The organism is Gammaproteobacteria bacterium (assembly GCA_037388465.1).
In the GTDB taxonomy this organism is placed as follows: domain Bacteria; phylum Pseudomonadota; class Gammaproteobacteria; order SpSt-1174; family SpSt-1174; genus JARRKE01.
Map to the genome: position 1 here is coordinate 1 of JARRKE010000064.1, position 14394 is coordinate 14394.

At 62.4% G+C, this 14394-nt stretch carries 15 protein-coding genes and 1 tRNA gene; 13 read left to right on the plus strand and 3 right to left on the minus strand.

The window, feature by feature from the left end:
• Nucleotides 1–320: 320 nt before the first annotated feature.
• Complete coding sequence (gene ilvA, locus P8Y64_11170) at nucleotides 321–1835, minus strand: threonine ammonia-lyase, biosynthetic (protein ID MEJ2061026.1); 1515 nt, start codon at nucleotides 1833–1835, stop codon at nucleotides 321–323.
• Between the two features lie 113 nt (nucleotides 1836–1948).
• Between ilvA and rpiA the strand changes: the two genes are divergently transcribed.
• Entirely contained in the window at nucleotides 1949–2605 is a 657-nt protein-coding gene (rpiA, locus tag P8Y64_11175) for a ribose-5-phosphate isomerase RpiA (GenBank protein MEJ2061027.1), read from the plus strand.
• Nucleotides 2606–2611: 6 nt separating this feature from the next.
• The gene (trpC, locus tag P8Y64_11180) at nucleotides 2612–3424 is read left to right on the plus strand and encodes an indole-3-glycerol phosphate synthase TrpC (GenBank protein MEJ2061028.1); all 813 of its coding nucleotides are present in this window, start codon (nucleotides 2612–2614) and stop codon (nucleotides 3422–3424) included.
• 2 nt (nucleotides 3425–3426) lie between these two features.
• Here trpC and crp read toward each other — a convergent pair whose 3' ends face one another.
• Nucleotides 3427–4068 (minus strand): cAMP-activated global transcriptional regulator CRP, encoded by a 642-nt coding sequence (gene crp, locus P8Y64_11185; protein MEJ2061029.1) that lies wholly within the window; start codon nucleotides 4066–4068, stop codon nucleotides 3427–3429.
• 149 nt (nucleotides 4069–4217) lie between these two features.
• Between crp and P8Y64_11190 the strand changes: the two genes are divergently transcribed.
• From P8Y64_11190 to speD, 4 genes are read left to right on the plus strand one after another with little or no spacing between them, the layout of a single operon-like run.
• Complete coding sequence (locus P8Y64_11190) at nucleotides 4218–4634, plus strand: OsmC family protein (GenBank protein MEJ2061030.1); 417 nt, start codon at nucleotides 4218–4220, stop codon at nucleotides 4632–4634.
• Nucleotides 4635–4643: 9 nt separating this feature from the next.
• The gene (locus P8Y64_11195; protein MEJ2061031.1) at nucleotides 4644–6296 is read left to right on the plus strand and encodes a DUF885 domain-containing protein; all 1653 of its coding nucleotides are present in this window, start codon (nucleotides 4644–4646) and stop codon (nucleotides 6294–6296) included.
• Nucleotides 6293–6712: a VOC family protein gene (locus P8Y64_11200; GenBank protein ID MEJ2061032.1), complete on the plus strand. Its 420-nt coding sequence runs from the start codon at nucleotides 6293–6295 to the stop codon at nucleotides 6710–6712. The genes P8Y64_11195 and P8Y64_11200 overlap by 4 nt, the downstream gene beginning before the upstream one ends.
• Nucleotides 6713–6717: 5 nt before the next feature.
• Nucleotides 6718–7527 (plus strand): adenosylmethionine decarboxylase, encoded by an 810-nt coding sequence (speD, locus tag P8Y64_11205; protein ID MEJ2061033.1) that lies wholly within the window; start codon nucleotides 6718–6720, stop codon nucleotides 7525–7527.
• A gap of 116 nt (nucleotides 7528–7643) precedes the next feature.
• Here speD and coq7 read toward each other — a convergent pair whose 3' ends face one another.
• On the minus strand, nucleotides 7644–8288 hold the full coding sequence (gene coq7, locus P8Y64_11210; protein MEJ2061034.1) for a 2-polyprenyl-3-methyl-6-methoxy-1,4-benzoquinone monooxygenase: 645 nt from the start codon (nucleotides 8286–8288) through the stop codon (nucleotides 7644–7646).
• A 164-nt stretch (nucleotides 8289–8452) separates the two neighbouring features.
• Here coq7 and P8Y64_11215 point away from each other — a divergent pair, with 164 nt between their 5' ends.
• The 7 genes from P8Y64_11215 to P8Y64_11245 all read left to right on the plus strand — a co-directional run.
• Nucleotides 8453–9235, plus strand: a complete 783-nt coding sequence (locus tag P8Y64_11215; GenBank protein MEJ2061035.1) for a DUF481 domain-containing protein — start codon at nucleotides 8453–8455, stop codon at nucleotides 9233–9235.
• Between the two features lie 74 nt (nucleotides 9236–9309).
• On the plus strand, nucleotides 9310–9618 hold the full coding sequence (locus P8Y64_11220; protein ID MEJ2061036.1) for an NAD(P)H-dependent oxidoreductase subunit E: 309 nt from the start codon (nucleotides 9310–9312) through the stop codon (nucleotides 9616–9618).
• A gap of 380 nt (nucleotides 9619–9998) precedes the next feature.
• Entirely contained in the window at nucleotides 9999–10427 is a 429-nt protein-coding gene (gene rplM / locus P8Y64_11225) for a 50S ribosomal protein L13 (protein MEJ2061037.1), read from the plus strand.
• 19 nt (nucleotides 10428–10446) lie between these two features.
• Nucleotides 10447–10839, plus strand: a complete 393-nt coding sequence (gene rpsI, locus P8Y64_11230) for a 30S ribosomal protein S9 (GenBank protein MEJ2061038.1) — start codon at nucleotides 10447–10449, stop codon at nucleotides 10837–10839.
• Nucleotides 10840–10848: 9 nt separating this feature from the next.
• Nucleotides 10849–10922, plus strand: a tRNA-Gln gene (locus tag P8Y64_11235).
• Between the two features lie 539 nt (nucleotides 10923–11461).
• Complete coding sequence (locus P8Y64_11240) at nucleotides 11462–12532, plus strand: porin (GenBank protein MEJ2061039.1); 1071 nt, start codon at nucleotides 11462–11464, stop codon at nucleotides 12530–12532.
• A gap of 186 nt (nucleotides 12533–12718) precedes the next feature.
• On the plus strand, nucleotides 12719–14394 hold a 1676-nt coding region (locus tag P8Y64_11245; protein MEJ2061040.1), incomplete at its 3' end, for a DUF3683 domain-containing protein.

Below are 14394 nucleotides of genomic sequence, written 5' to 3' on the forward strand. Positions count from 1 at the left end.
CAAGAAAAAGGCGGCGCCGAAGAAGAAGGCCACCGCCAAGAAAAAGGCGGCGCCGAAGAAGAAGGCCACCGCCAAGAAAAAGGCGGCGCCCGCGGCAGCGGCTCCGGAACCCCGGCCGTTACCGGTCATCCCGCCGATGACCAAGCCGCCTGGCAGCGAAGGCAGCTTCTGATTCTGACGGCCATCAGCAAAAAAGAAGGCCCGCGCAAGCGGGCCTTCTTTTTTATCTGCCTCAACCAGTCAAGCAGCGACGACGCCGGGAACGCCACCCCACGTCATCGCCAGCGGCATATAACCGCCCTGCCCCCAATGTGGACACGTCAGCCCAAAAACAGTCGATACGCCGGATTGTGGGTCTCTTCGATATAGGGATAGCCCAACTCATCGAGAAACCGTTGAAACCGGCGCTTGTCCTTGGCCGGCACCTGCAGGCCGACCAGTACCCGGCCGTAGGCTGCTCCGTGATTGCGGTAATGAAACAGGCTGATATTCCAGCCCTGGCCCATCTGAGTCAGAAAACGCAGTAGCGCACCGGGACGTTCCGGGAATTCGAACCGGTATAACATCTCATCGGTAACCACCCCCGAATGCCCGCCCACCATGTGCCGCACATGCAGCTTGGCCATTTCGTTGTCGGTCAGATCCAGAACCTCGTAGCCTCGCTCGACCAGATCGCCGAGAATGGCTTCACGTTCCTTCTGGCCGTCGGCCAGCTGGACCCCTACGAATACATGCGCCTGCCGTGAATCGGCATAACGATAATTGAATTCGGTAACCCCCCGCTTGCCGATTGCACGGCAAAACTGCCTGAAGCTCCCCGGTCGCTCGGGGATGGTCACTGCCAGGATCGCCTCGCGTTGTTCACCCACTTCGGCCCGCTCCGCCACGTAACGCAGCCGGTCGAAATTGATGTTGGCGCCGCTCAACAAGGCAATCACGTGCTGGTCGGTCATACCTTCCCGGGCGATGTACTGCTTCATGCCGGCCACCGCCAATGCCCCGGCCGGTTCGGCAACCGCGCGGGTGTCATCGAATACATCCTTGATCGCGGCACAGATCTCATCGGCCGATACCAGCACGACCTCATCGACGAATTTACGGGCCAGACGCAATGTCTCGCGCCCCACCTGCCTGACCGCCGCGCCATCGGCAAAGATGCCGACCTGTTTCAGGCGCACGCGGCGCCCCTGCCGCAGCGCCTCGTACATCGAGGGGGCGTCATCCGGCTCCACTCCGATGATGCGCACATCCGGGCGCAGATATTTCAGATAGGTCGCCACCCCCGCCGCCAGCCCGCCGCCACCGATCGGTACGAACACAGCCGCAAAGGGGTCGGGGTGCTGGCGGATCAGCTCCATGCCGATGGTGCCTTGGCCGGCGATGACATAGGGATCATCATAAGGATGAATGAAGGCCAGCCCTTCTTCTTCCATGAGCTTAATGGCATGCGCGTAGGCCTCGTCGTAGCCGTCGCCCACCAGCACGGCGCGCCCGCCCAGGGCGCGCACGGCATCGACCTTGATACGCGGCGTGGTCCGCGGCATGACGATCACCGTCCTGACACCCAGGCGACGCCCCGCCAGCGCGACGCCCTGAGCATGATTGCCGGCCGATGCCGCAATGACGCCGCGGGCACGCTCCTCCTCGCTGAGATGGAAAATACGGTTGTAGGCACCGCGCAACTTGAAGGAAAAGACCGGCTGCAGGTCCTCCCGCTTGAGAAAAACGCTGTTGCGCAGTCGTCCGGACAGCCCGGGGGCCTGCTCCAGGGGGGTTTCCTGCGCCACGTCATAAACGCGCGCGCCCAGGATTTTTTCGATTATTTTCTGAGGCATACCAGCAAGATACAGGTTAGCGTGGACTGCCGACAAGCAAGATGATGCGACTTGTCACTCAGCGCGGTTCCCCTGTATCTTGCCCACCATTCCAATCCAGCGGATTCCACGCCATGAACCAGGATGAGATGAAAAAGGCCGCCGCGGAGGCGGCGTTGGCCTATGTAGAAGAGGGCATGATCGTCGGCATCGGCACCGGCTCCACGGCCAACCACTTCATCGATCTGCTCGCCGGCATCAAAGGCAAGATCGACGGCACCGTCGCCAGCTCCGATGCCAGTGCCGCCCGGCTGCGCGAACACGGCATTCCGGTACTCGATCTGAACAGCGTCGGCCAGCTGCCGCTCTACGTCGACGGCGCCGACGAATCCAATCGTCAGCTCCAGCTGATCAAGGGCGGCGGCGGTGCGCTGACCCGCGAAAAGATCGTTGCCGGCGCCAGCGACAAATTCGTTTGCATCGCTGACGAATCCAAGCTGGTCGACATCCTGGGGGCCTTTCCGCTGCCGGTCGAGGTCATCCCCATGGCGCGCAGCTTCGTCGCCCGCGAACTCGTCCGCCTGGGCGGCAAGCCGGTGCTGCGCGAAGGCTTCACCACCGACAACGGCAACCTGATCCTGGACATCCAGAATCTGGAAATCATGGAGCCGCTGAAGCTGGAAACCGAGATCAATCAGATCCCCGGTGTCGTGACGGTCGGCATCTTCGCCAATCGCCCGGCCGATGTCCTCATCCTCGGTACGCCCGAGGGCGCACGGGAAGTCAGCTGACCGACGATGACCGCCCATTCCGCAGGCGCGACGCCGGACATTCTCGCGCGCATTCTGAAACGCAAGGCCGAGGAAGTCGCTGAACGCAGCGCAGCCGTGCCGCTGGCCGAACTCATCCCCCGGGCGGCGGATGCGTCACCGGTGCGTCCATTTGCAGACGCCCTGGCACAACGCATCGCACAGGGGCAGGCAGGCGTAATCGCCGAGGTCAAGAAGGCATCGCCCAGCAAGGGCGTGATCCGCCCGGATTTCGATCCGGCGGCGATCGCCATGAGCTACGAACGCGGCGGCGCGACCTGTCTGTCGGTGCTCACCGACCAGGATTTTTTCCAGGGCAGCGACGCTTATCTTCAAACCGCGCGCGCAGCCTGTTCGCTGCCGGTATTGCGCAAGGATTTCCTCATCGACCCATATCAGGTCTACGAGGCACGCACGCTGGGTGCGGATTGTGTGCTGCTGATCGTGGCTGCGCTGAACGACTCGCAGCTGCAGGAACTGCATCAACTGAGCGGAGAGCTGGGGATGGACGCCCTGGTCGAGGTCCACGACCGCGCGGAACTCGAACGTGCGCTGCAACTCGGCGCGCGATTGATCGGCATCAACAACCGCGACCTGCGCAGCTTCGAGACCCGGCTGGAGACTACCCTGGATCTGCTCGAGGCCATCCCCGAAGATCGCCTGGTCATCACCGAGAGCGGGATTCACACACCGGCCGACGTGCAGCGCATGCGCGCGGCGGGGGTACACGGCTTTCTGGTCGGCGAGGCATTCATGCGCGCCGAGGACCCGGGCGCCCGCCTGCACGAACTGTTCGCCTGAGCTCAGCGCGTGCCGTAGACCACGACGGTCTTGCCGTGGGCCGAGATCAGCTTGCGGTCTTCCAGGTCCTTGAGCACCCGCCCGGCCATCTCCCGGGAACATCCCACCATGCGCGCCAGTTCCTGGCGCGTCACCTTGATCTGCATCCCGTCGGGATGCGTCATGGCGTCGGGCTGGTGTGCCAGATCGAGCAGGGTGCGTGCGATCCGTCCGGCGACGTCGAGGAAGGCCAGGTCGATCACCTTGCGGCTGGTGTCGCGCAGACGCGCGGCCATCTGGGCGGCCAGCGCGAACAGCAGATCGGAATGCTCGTTCGCGAGGCGGCGGAACTCGGTGTAGCTCATCTCGGCGATCTCGCAGGACTCGCGTGCGACGACCCAGGCGCTGCGGGTCTGCTCGTCGAACAGGCCCATCTCCCCGAAGAAATCGCCCTGGTTCAGATACGCCAGCACGATCTCGTGCCCTTCGGTGTCCTCGATCATTACGCTGACCGATCCGGCGATGATATAGTACAGCGAATCAGGGGGATCCCCCGCATGGATGATGACGGAACGCGCAGGTAACCGGCGCCGGTGACAGTGCTCCAGAAACCGATCCAGCGCTTGATTGACTACCTGTCCTTTCTGAGGAGCTGCCAGAGCCATTGATCTTTTCGCCTCCCGTGAGCTGCGGCGTCATAAATCGGCGATCCTCCCACCCTCGACCGCCAAATATCCGACGCCTGCCGATAGTTGATGCAGTGTATTGCTCTGATATTGTCTTGTCTAACTTCATGAACATCCGGACCTGAACCATGAAAGCGCGCATCAAATGGCTGGAAGACGTCACCTTCGTCGGCGAGTCCGAAAGCGGCCATGCCGTGGTCATGGACGGACCGCCTGACAGCGGCGGGCGCAACCTCGGCGTCCGGCCGATGGAAATGCTGCTGCTCGGCACGGGTGGCTGTACCGCCTTCGACGTGGTGCACATTCTCAAAAAGGCGCGCCAGGATGTCACCGACTGCGTGGCCGAACTCAGCGCCGAGCGTGCCGACAAAGAGCCCAAGGTCTTTACCAGCATCCATATTCACTTCATCGTGAGCGGGCATGATCTGTCCGACAAGCACGTTGCGCGCGCCATCCAGCTGTCGGCCGAAAAATACTGCTCGGCCTCTCTGATGCTGGGCAAGACCGCCACGATCACCCACGATTACGAAATCGTCCAGGCCTGAAGCACCTCCATGCCGCCGGACGACCACGGCTTCGACGCGCTCGTCGAAAACTATTACCAGGCCTGGTTCCGCTACCATCCGTCGCGCGCGGTGGATGCCGGCCTGCCGGGCTACGCCGGCCAGCTGCGCCCGTACCTGGATGACGATATCGGCGCCCTGATCGCGCTCAACGAAAAGCTGCTCAACGGACTGGATGAATTCGAAGCCGATCAGCTCGACCAGGATCGGGCCATGGACCTGGCCATCCTGCGTGGCGCGGCCCTGATCGAGATACAGGAACTGCGCGACTCGGACTGGCGTCACCACAACCCGCTCGAATTCCTGCCCCTGCGTACCCTGCATCAGCTCACGCTGCGCCCCGTCCAGCACCGGGGGCGTGCCCTGAAGCAATGCCTGACGGCCATTCCCGAGTATCTGCGCGGCGCGCGCGCCGAGCTCGCGTTGACCCCCGAACTCATCCCCATCCTGTGGCTGGAAACCGCTTGGCAGGAGGCCCTGACCGGCGCCGACTTCGTCCGCGAGCTGCACCAGGCCCCGATGGTGTACCGTTCGATCACCAACCTCGACGAGCTGCGGCCGCTCCAGGAGGCCGCCGCCCACGCCCTGATCGATTTCGCCCATTTTCTCGAACACGACATCGGACCGAGCAGCGAAGGCGACCTGGCCTGCGGCCGCCGTCATTTCGAACGGCTGCTCAAACTCCGCCACTTCCTGGACGTGGACCTGGAACAACTTCACGGCCTCGGCACGCGCCTGGCCGCCGATGCCACGGCGCAACTGGAAGCGGCGTGCCGGGAACTGGGCGCGACCGACGTCGCCGCCGCGCTCGCACGCCTCGAACCGGCGGGAACGGACGACACGGACACCCTCGCCGTTTACCAGCGCACCCTCCAGCTGGCACGCGAATTCCTGATCCAGCACGATCTCGTCAGCCTGCCCGCACGGGAAAGCCTGCAGGTCGTGGGCACACCGCTGTTTCTGCACGACCAGATCCCCTTCGCCGCCTACTACGAACCCTCACCGGGTGACCTGGACCAGCATGGCGTCTTCTTCGTGACCCCGCCCGAAGAAGGCGAGACCAACTTTGAACACAGCCCCACCGTCATACGTCATACCTGCGTCCACGAGGCATGGCCCGGCCATCATCTGCAGTTCGTCACCGCCAATCTGCGCTACACCTCGCGCAGCCTGCCGCGCCTGCTCAACCCCTCTGCCACCCTGTACGAGGGCTGGGCCCTGTACAGCGAGCGGCTGATGCACGAACAGGGATTTCTGAACGGCCCCGAATCGCGCCTCATCCTGGCACGTGACTATCTGTGGCGCGCCCTGCGCATCCTGATCGACGTGGAACTGCATACCGGCGGCCTGGGCGTGGACGTGGCGGCGGAAAGGCTGCAAGAAAGCCTCGGCTTCGACTACCATCACGCCCGTGGCGAACTGACCTGGTACAGCCTGGCACCGACCCAGCCCATGAGTTACGCCACCGGCCAGGCCATGATCCTGAGCGCCCGCAAACACCCTCTCGGCGCCGGGACCCTCGGCCTTAAACAATTTCACGACCGCCTGCTTGCCTGCGGGTCGATCGCCCTGCCACTGGTGCTGCGACGCCAGTTCGGGGAAAGCCTTTGCCAAGACGTACGCAGAGAGGTCTTTCAATCATGAACGACGACATTCATCGTCCCGCCGGCATGGGCGGCATGCGCCATGTCGCCCTTAACGTGCGTGACATCGCCGCCTGTGAACATTTCTACGTGGACCTTCTGGGCATGCAGGTGGAGTGGCGCCCGGACCCGGACAATCTTTACCTGACCAGCGGGTGCGACAACCTCGCACTGCACGTGGGGGACCCCGGCGCCGGCGACCAGCCCCAGGCCCTGGACCATATCGGCTTCATCCTGCGCAATCCGGAAGCCGTCGACGACTGGTTTGCCTTTCTGACCGGCCACGGCGTGAAGATCGCCAAGCCGCCGCGCACCCATCGCGACGGCGCGCGCAGCTTTTACTGTTATGACCCAGAAGGCAACGTCGTACAGATCATTTACCACCCGCCGATCGCGGCGGCCTGTGCCGGAGAATAACCGCATTGGTCAAACGACTGGACAAGAAGATCAAGCTCTACGGGTTCAACAACCTGACCAAGACCCTGAGCTTCAATATCTACGATATCTGCTACGCGAACACCGAACAGCATCGGCTCGAGTACCTCGAATACATCGACGAGATGTACAGCGCCGAACGCCTGACGCAGATTCTTACCGAAGTCAGCAACCTCATCGGCGCCAACATTCTCGACATCTCGCACCAGGACTACGATCCGCAGGGCGCCAGCGTCGTCATGCTGATCTCCGAAGAGCCGATCACCACTGAACAGCTGTCCAATACGCAGGCACCCGGCCCGCTGCCCGAGACCGTGCTCGCCCACCTCGACAAAAGCCACATCACGGTACACACCTACCCGGAAAGCCATCCCGACGGCGGTATCAGCACCTTCCGCGCCGACATCGACGTCTCCACCTGCGGGCGTATCTCACCGCTGCGGGCGCTGAACTACCTGATCCACAGCTTCGACTCCGACATCGTCATGATCGACTACCGGGTGCGCGGCTTCACGCGCGACATCCGCGGCCGCAAGCACTTCATCGACCACAAGATCAATTCCATCCAGAACTACATCGCCAGGGACACCAAGCGCCGCTACCAGATGATCGATGTGAACGTGTACCAGGAGTACATCTTTCACACCAAGATGCTGCTCAAGGAATTCGAGCTGGACAACTATCTGTTCGGTTTGGGCAGGACCGACTATTCGGACAAGGAACTCGAGCGCATCGAACAGCGCCTGCGCAAGGAAATGGCGGAGATTTTCTACGGCGAGAATATGTCCAAGATTTAAGAAAAGGTAAGGCGCCAGGGGTGAGGCGTGAGGTAGAGTCAGCCTTTACGCCTTACGCCTTACGCCTTACGCCTTACGCCTTACGCCTTACGCCTTACGCCTTACGGATTTCAAAATCAGACCCAATAGACGCTCCGGGTCATCACCTTCGAAATCAGCTTCATGGCCCCCTTCACCGGCGCGGGCAGTTCGGCGCCGCCGGCCTCCAGGGCCTTGTGGGCATGATGGGCCTCGTCCTCTTTCATCTGCTCCAGAATCACCCGCGAACGCTGATCCTGCGGTGCGATCTCAGCCAGATGCCCGTCCAGATGACGAATCACCTGCCGCTCGGTCTCGGTGACGAAACCCAGACTCCACTTGTCGCCGATCGCACCGGCAAACGCGCCGATGGCGAACGACCCCCAGTACCAGAACGGTCCCAGATAACTTTTGTGGGAACCAAGCTCGTTGATACGCTGCTCGCACCAGGCCAGATGATCGTTCTCTTCCAGCGCCGAGCGGTGCATCTCCCTGCGAACGTCCTCACGTTTTGCGGTCAGCGCCTGGCCCTGATAAAGCCCCTGCGCGGACACCTCGCCGGCGTGATTGATACGCATCAAACGCCCCGTCAGATCGCGTTCCGAGTCGTTCAGCTCCGCATCGGGCACGTTGTCGGCGGGATTGGGCCGTTCGGTTACTGCCGGGCGGCCGTGAACCGTGCGCAGAGACTGGTCGATCTCCATCAACAGACGATCAAAAAAGGAATAATTTCGCATGTTCATGTCCTGACTTGTGGTCGCCTGACGCTGCTGCCGTATTTTCTGCAGGCCCCGTGCCCGGAAACGCCGGCTCCGCGAATGGCTGACACATGCCAGCATACCCGCATCGGGCTCACGGAATAAAGCGGGCGCCTGGGGGTTGTGCTAGCTTTACGAACCATATGCGTGTGACCAGAAAATCCATTTATCTTCTCCTCGTGGCCGGCAGCCTGCCGCAACTGGCCGGCGCAGCCGATGCGCCTGCTCCGGCCGCACCGCCCCCACCGGCCGGGACGGACGATGCTCCAGCCAATCCGGTCAAGTGGAAGCTCAGCGCCGAGGCAGGGGCCGTGGTCACCACCGGCAACAGCAAGAGCAGCACCTACAACGGCAAATTCCGGGCCATACGCACCCAGGGCCCATGGAAGCAGGACTTCAAGCTGTCATCGCTCGCCGCCACCCAGGATGACAGTACGACGGCCAAACGCACCGAGTCCTCCTACAAGATCGACTACAACTTCAGCCGCCACAATTATGTGTACGGACTGCTCGGTCTGCTTTCCGACCGCTTCAGCGGCTACGACTACCGGTATTCCGAATCCGTCGGCTACGGTCACCGCCTGCTGAACGACCAGCGCACGCAGCTGGACGTCGAGCTCGGCGCCGGCGCCCGGCAAAGTTTCCTCACCGACGACACCCGCCAGGACGAAGCCATCGCCCGCGCGGCCACCAAATTTGTGTACCGGTTCCCGACCGGCGCCAAGTTCGAGCAGGACCTAAGTGCCGAGGCCGGTCGCTACAATACCGCCGCCCAGTCGGTCAGCTCCCTTAAGGTCAAACTCAACGGCTACCTGAGCATGAACCTAAGCTACACGGTCAACCACAACACCAATCCGCCGGACGACCTCAAGAAAACCGACAGCATCACCACCCTCAACCTGGTATACGATTTCCCCGGCAATGAGGAATGAACCCGCTCTCTTGATCCGCCTCCGGCCCGACCCCATTTATATCCGGTAAAGCAACGTCTCATGGGCCGTTTCCAGTGAGCTACTACCAGCGCCATATCTTTTTCTGCACCAATTGCCGCGAGGACGGGCGGGTGTGCTGCGCCCAGTACGGTGCCGCTGAAATGCGCGCCCATGCCAAGCAACGCTGCAAGGAACTCGGCATCACCGGCCCGGGGCAGGTGCGGGTCAATACCGCCGGCTGCCTGGACCGCTGCAGCGAAGGGCCGGTCGCCGTGGTCTACCCCGAAGGCGTCTGGTACACCTACGTCGACCGGGAAGACATCGACGAAATCATCGAAGAACACCTGGTGCACGGCCGACCGGTCGAGCGCCTCAAGATCTGAGCATTCCGCCCTGCCCCGATACGCACCGCGCCATCCGGGGCGATTCAAATAAATAGTTGACAAACATCTTAGAGTATTAGAAGATACTTACATGCTGATTCAGCGCCCCCCGCTGGTTCAGCTCAATCCTCCATCCTCCTTTGGTGGTAATTTAGCGCGGCGCTTCCCTCCCTTGCCGCGCTTATTTTTGCCCACAATAAATTCACACAAATAAAGCAGGGTATTTGAAGCTGCTCCGGGGCCACAGACCTGCCCGGCCGGCCGGCTGCAGACCCCGGCGGCGCGCGCGTTTGCGCCTCATGGGGGCTTGCCATACGGGCCGCTTTTCAGTAGCATTCCCGCCCTTTCTGTAGTCAGACCGACTTTTGTTGGAGAACGACATGAGCACCTTTTCTGCCAAGCCCGCCGAAGTCCAGCGCGACTGGTTCCTGGTCGACGCCGACGGTAAGACCCTGGGCCGGCTTGCGACCGAGATCGCCCGCCGCCTGCGCGGCAAGCACAAGCCGGAATACACCCCGCACGTCGACACGGGCGACTACATCGTGGTCATCAATGCCGAAAAGGTGCGCGTCACCGGCAACAAGGCGAGCGACAAGATGTATCACCATCACACGGGTTACATCGGTAACCTGAAAACCGCCAGCTTCCAGCAGCTGATCGAAAAGGCCCCTGAGCGCGTCATCGAATACGCCGTCAAGGGCATGCTGCCGAAGAATCCGCTGGGCCGGGCCATGTTCCGCAAGCTCAAGGTCTACGCCGGCACCGATCACAAGCACACCGCCCAGCAGCCGCAGCCGCTGGACATCTGAACATAGGACAGACTGAATCATGAGCGCCACCCAGTATTACGGCACCGGCCGCCGCAAGACCTCCGCCGCGCGCGTTTTCCTGCGCCCCGGCAAGGGCGACATCATCGTCAACAAGCGCCCGCTGGACGAATTCTTCGGCCGCGAGACCGCACGCATGGTCGTGCGCCAGCCGCTTGAAGCCGCCGAACTCAACGACAAGTTCGATATCACCGTCACCGTCGAAGGTGGTGGCGGCAGCGGCCAGGCCGGCGCCATCCGCCTCGGCATCGCCCGCGCCCTGCTGCAGTACGACGAAGCGCTGCGCCCCAAGCTGCGCGCCACCGGCCTGCTGACCCGCGACGCCCGCGAGGTCGAGCGTAAGAAGGTCGGTCTGCGCAAAGCCCGTCGCGCCACGCAGTTCTCCAAGCGCTAATCGGTTTGTTGGGGGATCGTCTAACGGCAGGACAGCGGACTCTGACTCCGTCAATCTAGGTTCGAATCCTAGTCCCCCAGCCAGAAATAAAACGGCCCGCCTTGTGCGGGCCGTTTTATTTCTGGGTTGCGGCCGAGAGGTGAGAACCTAGTCAGGTTCGACCGGATCGTCGGGAACGATCCGGCGCGAGCGCAGCGAGCCCCGTAGGGGTGAGGCGCATGGATGCGCCGAACAATAAATCGCCGGGAGCGATTTATCGCGCAAGCCCCGAAGGGGTGAGGCGCAGGGATGCGCCGAACAATCCTAGTCCCATGCTCACCGCCCTGTGCGGGCCGTTTTATTTCCGGGTTGCGGTCGAGGGGCCGGAAGTGAGGTGTAAGTCGTGAGGGGTGAGGCGGAACTCGTACTTTGTCCGGACTCCACTCGCCACCCCTTACCCCTTACCCCTTACACATTATCATTAATTTTCGCAATGACAGCTGATTTCGACCATGTACTATCTTTGTCATAAAGTGTAACCGAATGTTCACTTGCAGCCCCCTGTTCAAGTGCTTTATAAAGTGCCGGTCTGTCGCAAGACAGCCACGGTTTGTTAAAAACAATCCTTAAGGAGTCACAACTCATGAAGAAGCAAGTACTTGCGATCGCGATCGCCGGTGCCATGGCTCTGCCCGCCGCCGCGATGGCGGACGCAGCCGTGTACGGCAAGATTCACACCTCCATCGATTACCAGAACAGCAACACCGACGCCACTGGTACCAACAGCAAGAGCGGCCTGGGCCTGGTGTCCAACAGCTCGCGCTTCGGCATCAAGGGCTCGCACGACCTGGGCAACGGCCTGAAGGCCATCTTCCAGGTGGAGAATGGTTTCAGCGAGCAGTCCGGTGACGGCAAGCTGTCCAACCGCAACACCTTCATCGGTCTGTCCGGTGGCTTCGGTACCGCCCTGATCGGTCGTCACGACACCCCCATGAAGTCCCTGGGCCGCAAGACCGACCTGTTCGGCGATCAGGTGGGCGACACCCGTAACACCATGTCCCTCAAGCTCAACGGCTCCAGCGGCTTCGACATCCGTCCCGCCCAGGTGCTGGCCTACGTGTCGCCGAAGTTCGGTGGCTTCCAGGTCGTCGGCGCCTACATCTTCGACGCCGGCACCAAGAACGCCAGCGGCTACAGCCTGCTGGGTCAGTACGGCATGGGTCCGCTGTACGTGGGTCTGGCCTACGAGAGCCACGGCAAGGGCATGTACACCGGCGGCACCAAGGCGGAAACCGCCGTGCGTCTGGGTGCGACCTACAAGATCGCCGCCTTCAAGGTGGTCGGTTACTATGAAAACGCCAGCAATCTGGGCGGCGTGGAGAACTTCACCTCGAATGGTGAAAAGGCCTCTGCCAACGCCTACGGCCTCGGCGGTCAGTACACCTTCATGGGCAACAACCACGTGAAGGTCCAGTACAACGTCGTCGATCCTAAGGGCAGCAAGAACAACGGCAGCCAGGCCGCTGTCGGCTTCCAGCACGACTTCACCAAGCAGGTCAGTGCCTACGTCGACTACGCCCAGATGACCAACGACGACAACGCCACCTTCGTGCCGTGGGGCGGTGGTCACGGTGGCGAGCTGAGCGGCGTGCAGCCTGTTGCCGCCGGTCAGAACCCCAGCGCCCTGTCCGCTGGTATGTGGGTGAAGTTCTAAGCCTCGCTTAGAATCTCGTCACATGAAAAAGGGCGCCTCCGGGCGCCCTTTTTCTTTTCTCTTTTTCTTTTTACGGACCATAAACCCCGGTTTATCGAGAAACCCCAGCCTGCGTCACTGTTTGTCCGCGGCATAAAGCCTTATCCTTGCAAACCCGGCGCGGAATCCGCGCGAATCCCGACTGTCATGCAAGAACGCATCCGCGAAATCCCGTACAACTACACCTCGTTCTCCGACCGCGAGATCGTCATCCGCTTCCTGGGCGGGGAAAGCTGGGAGGCCCTGAATAAACTGCGCGCCTCCCGCGTGACGGGTATCTCCGCGCGTATGCTGTTCGAGGTGCTGGGCGACATGTGGGTGGTCACCCGCAACCCCTACATCCAGGACGACCTGCTGGAGAACCGCAAGCGCCTGCAGAACCTGATCGAGGCCATGCAGCACCGCCTGAGACAGATCGAGACGCGCGCCCACGGCAACGAACAGGCCCTGATGCTGGCCGAACGGGCGCGCGAGTCCGTCGAGCGCTTCGCGAACTGGTTTCCCGAGCAGAACAAACTGCGCCGGCGGGCCTCGCGCCATTTCGCACGCCACACCCGCCGCGACAACATCGACTTCGGGGGGCTGGCGCGCGTCTCGCACGTCACCGACGCCACCGACTGGCGTGTGGAAATCCCCTTCGTGGTGCTCAACCCGGACACCGAAGAGGAAGTCGCCGCCCTGGTGCGCGAATGCATTGCGCTCGGCCTGACCGTGATCCCGCGCGGCGGCGGCACCGGTTACACCGGCGGCGCCGTGCCACTGACCGGCAATGCCGCTGTGATCAACACCGAAAAGCTCGACGGCCTGAGCGCCGTCGATGAACGCACCCTGCCCGGGGTCGAGGGGACGGTACCGACTGTGCGGGCCGGCGCGGGCGTGGTTACCAAACGCGTTGCCGAACTGGCGGAACGCCACGGCCTGGTATTCGCTGTCGACCCCACCTCCCAGGACGCCTCCACCATCGGCGGCAACGTCGCCATGAACGCCGGCGGCAAGAAGGCCGTGCTGTGGGGCACCACGCTGGACAATCTGGCCTCCTGGCGCATGGTGACTCCGCAGGGCGAGTGGATGGAAATCGAACGCCTGGATCACAACCGCGGCAAGATCCACGAACAGGAGACGGTGCGCTTTCGCATTACCCGCTACGGGATCAAAGGCAAAACTCCGCAGGACGAACCGGAAGAACTCAGCTTCCCGGGCCACATGTTCCGCAAGCAGGGGCTCGGCAAGGACGTCACCGACAAATTTCTGGGCGGGCTGCCGGGCGTCCAGAAGGAAGGCTGCGACGGATTCATCACCTCGGCGGTGTTCATCCTGCATCGCATGCCGGCCCACACCCGCACCGTGTGTCTTGAGTTCTACGGCGATGATCTGCACGAGGCCGTGCCTGCCATCGTGGAGATCAAAAACACCCTGGAGGCCGACTCAGGCGTCGTGCTGTCCGGGCTCGAACACCTCGACGAACGCTATGTGCGCGCAGTGAACTACTCGCCCAAGGGTGCGCGCGGACACCTGCCACGCATGGTGCTGGTCGCCGACATCAGCGGCGAGGTCGAGGACGACGTCGCCCGAGCCGCCTCCGAAGTGGTGCGCCTGGCTGCGGCACGCAATGCCGACGGCTTTATCGCCGTCAGCCCCGAGGCGCGTCGCGCCTTCTGGCGTGACAGGGCACGCACCGCCGCCATCGCCGCACACACCAACGCCTTTAAGATCAATGAGGACGTGGTCATCCCGCTGGAAAAGCTGGCGGCCTACAGCGAAGGCGTCGAGCGCATCAACATCCGCCTGTCGCTCAAGAACAAGCTGCGCATGGCCGAGGAGAT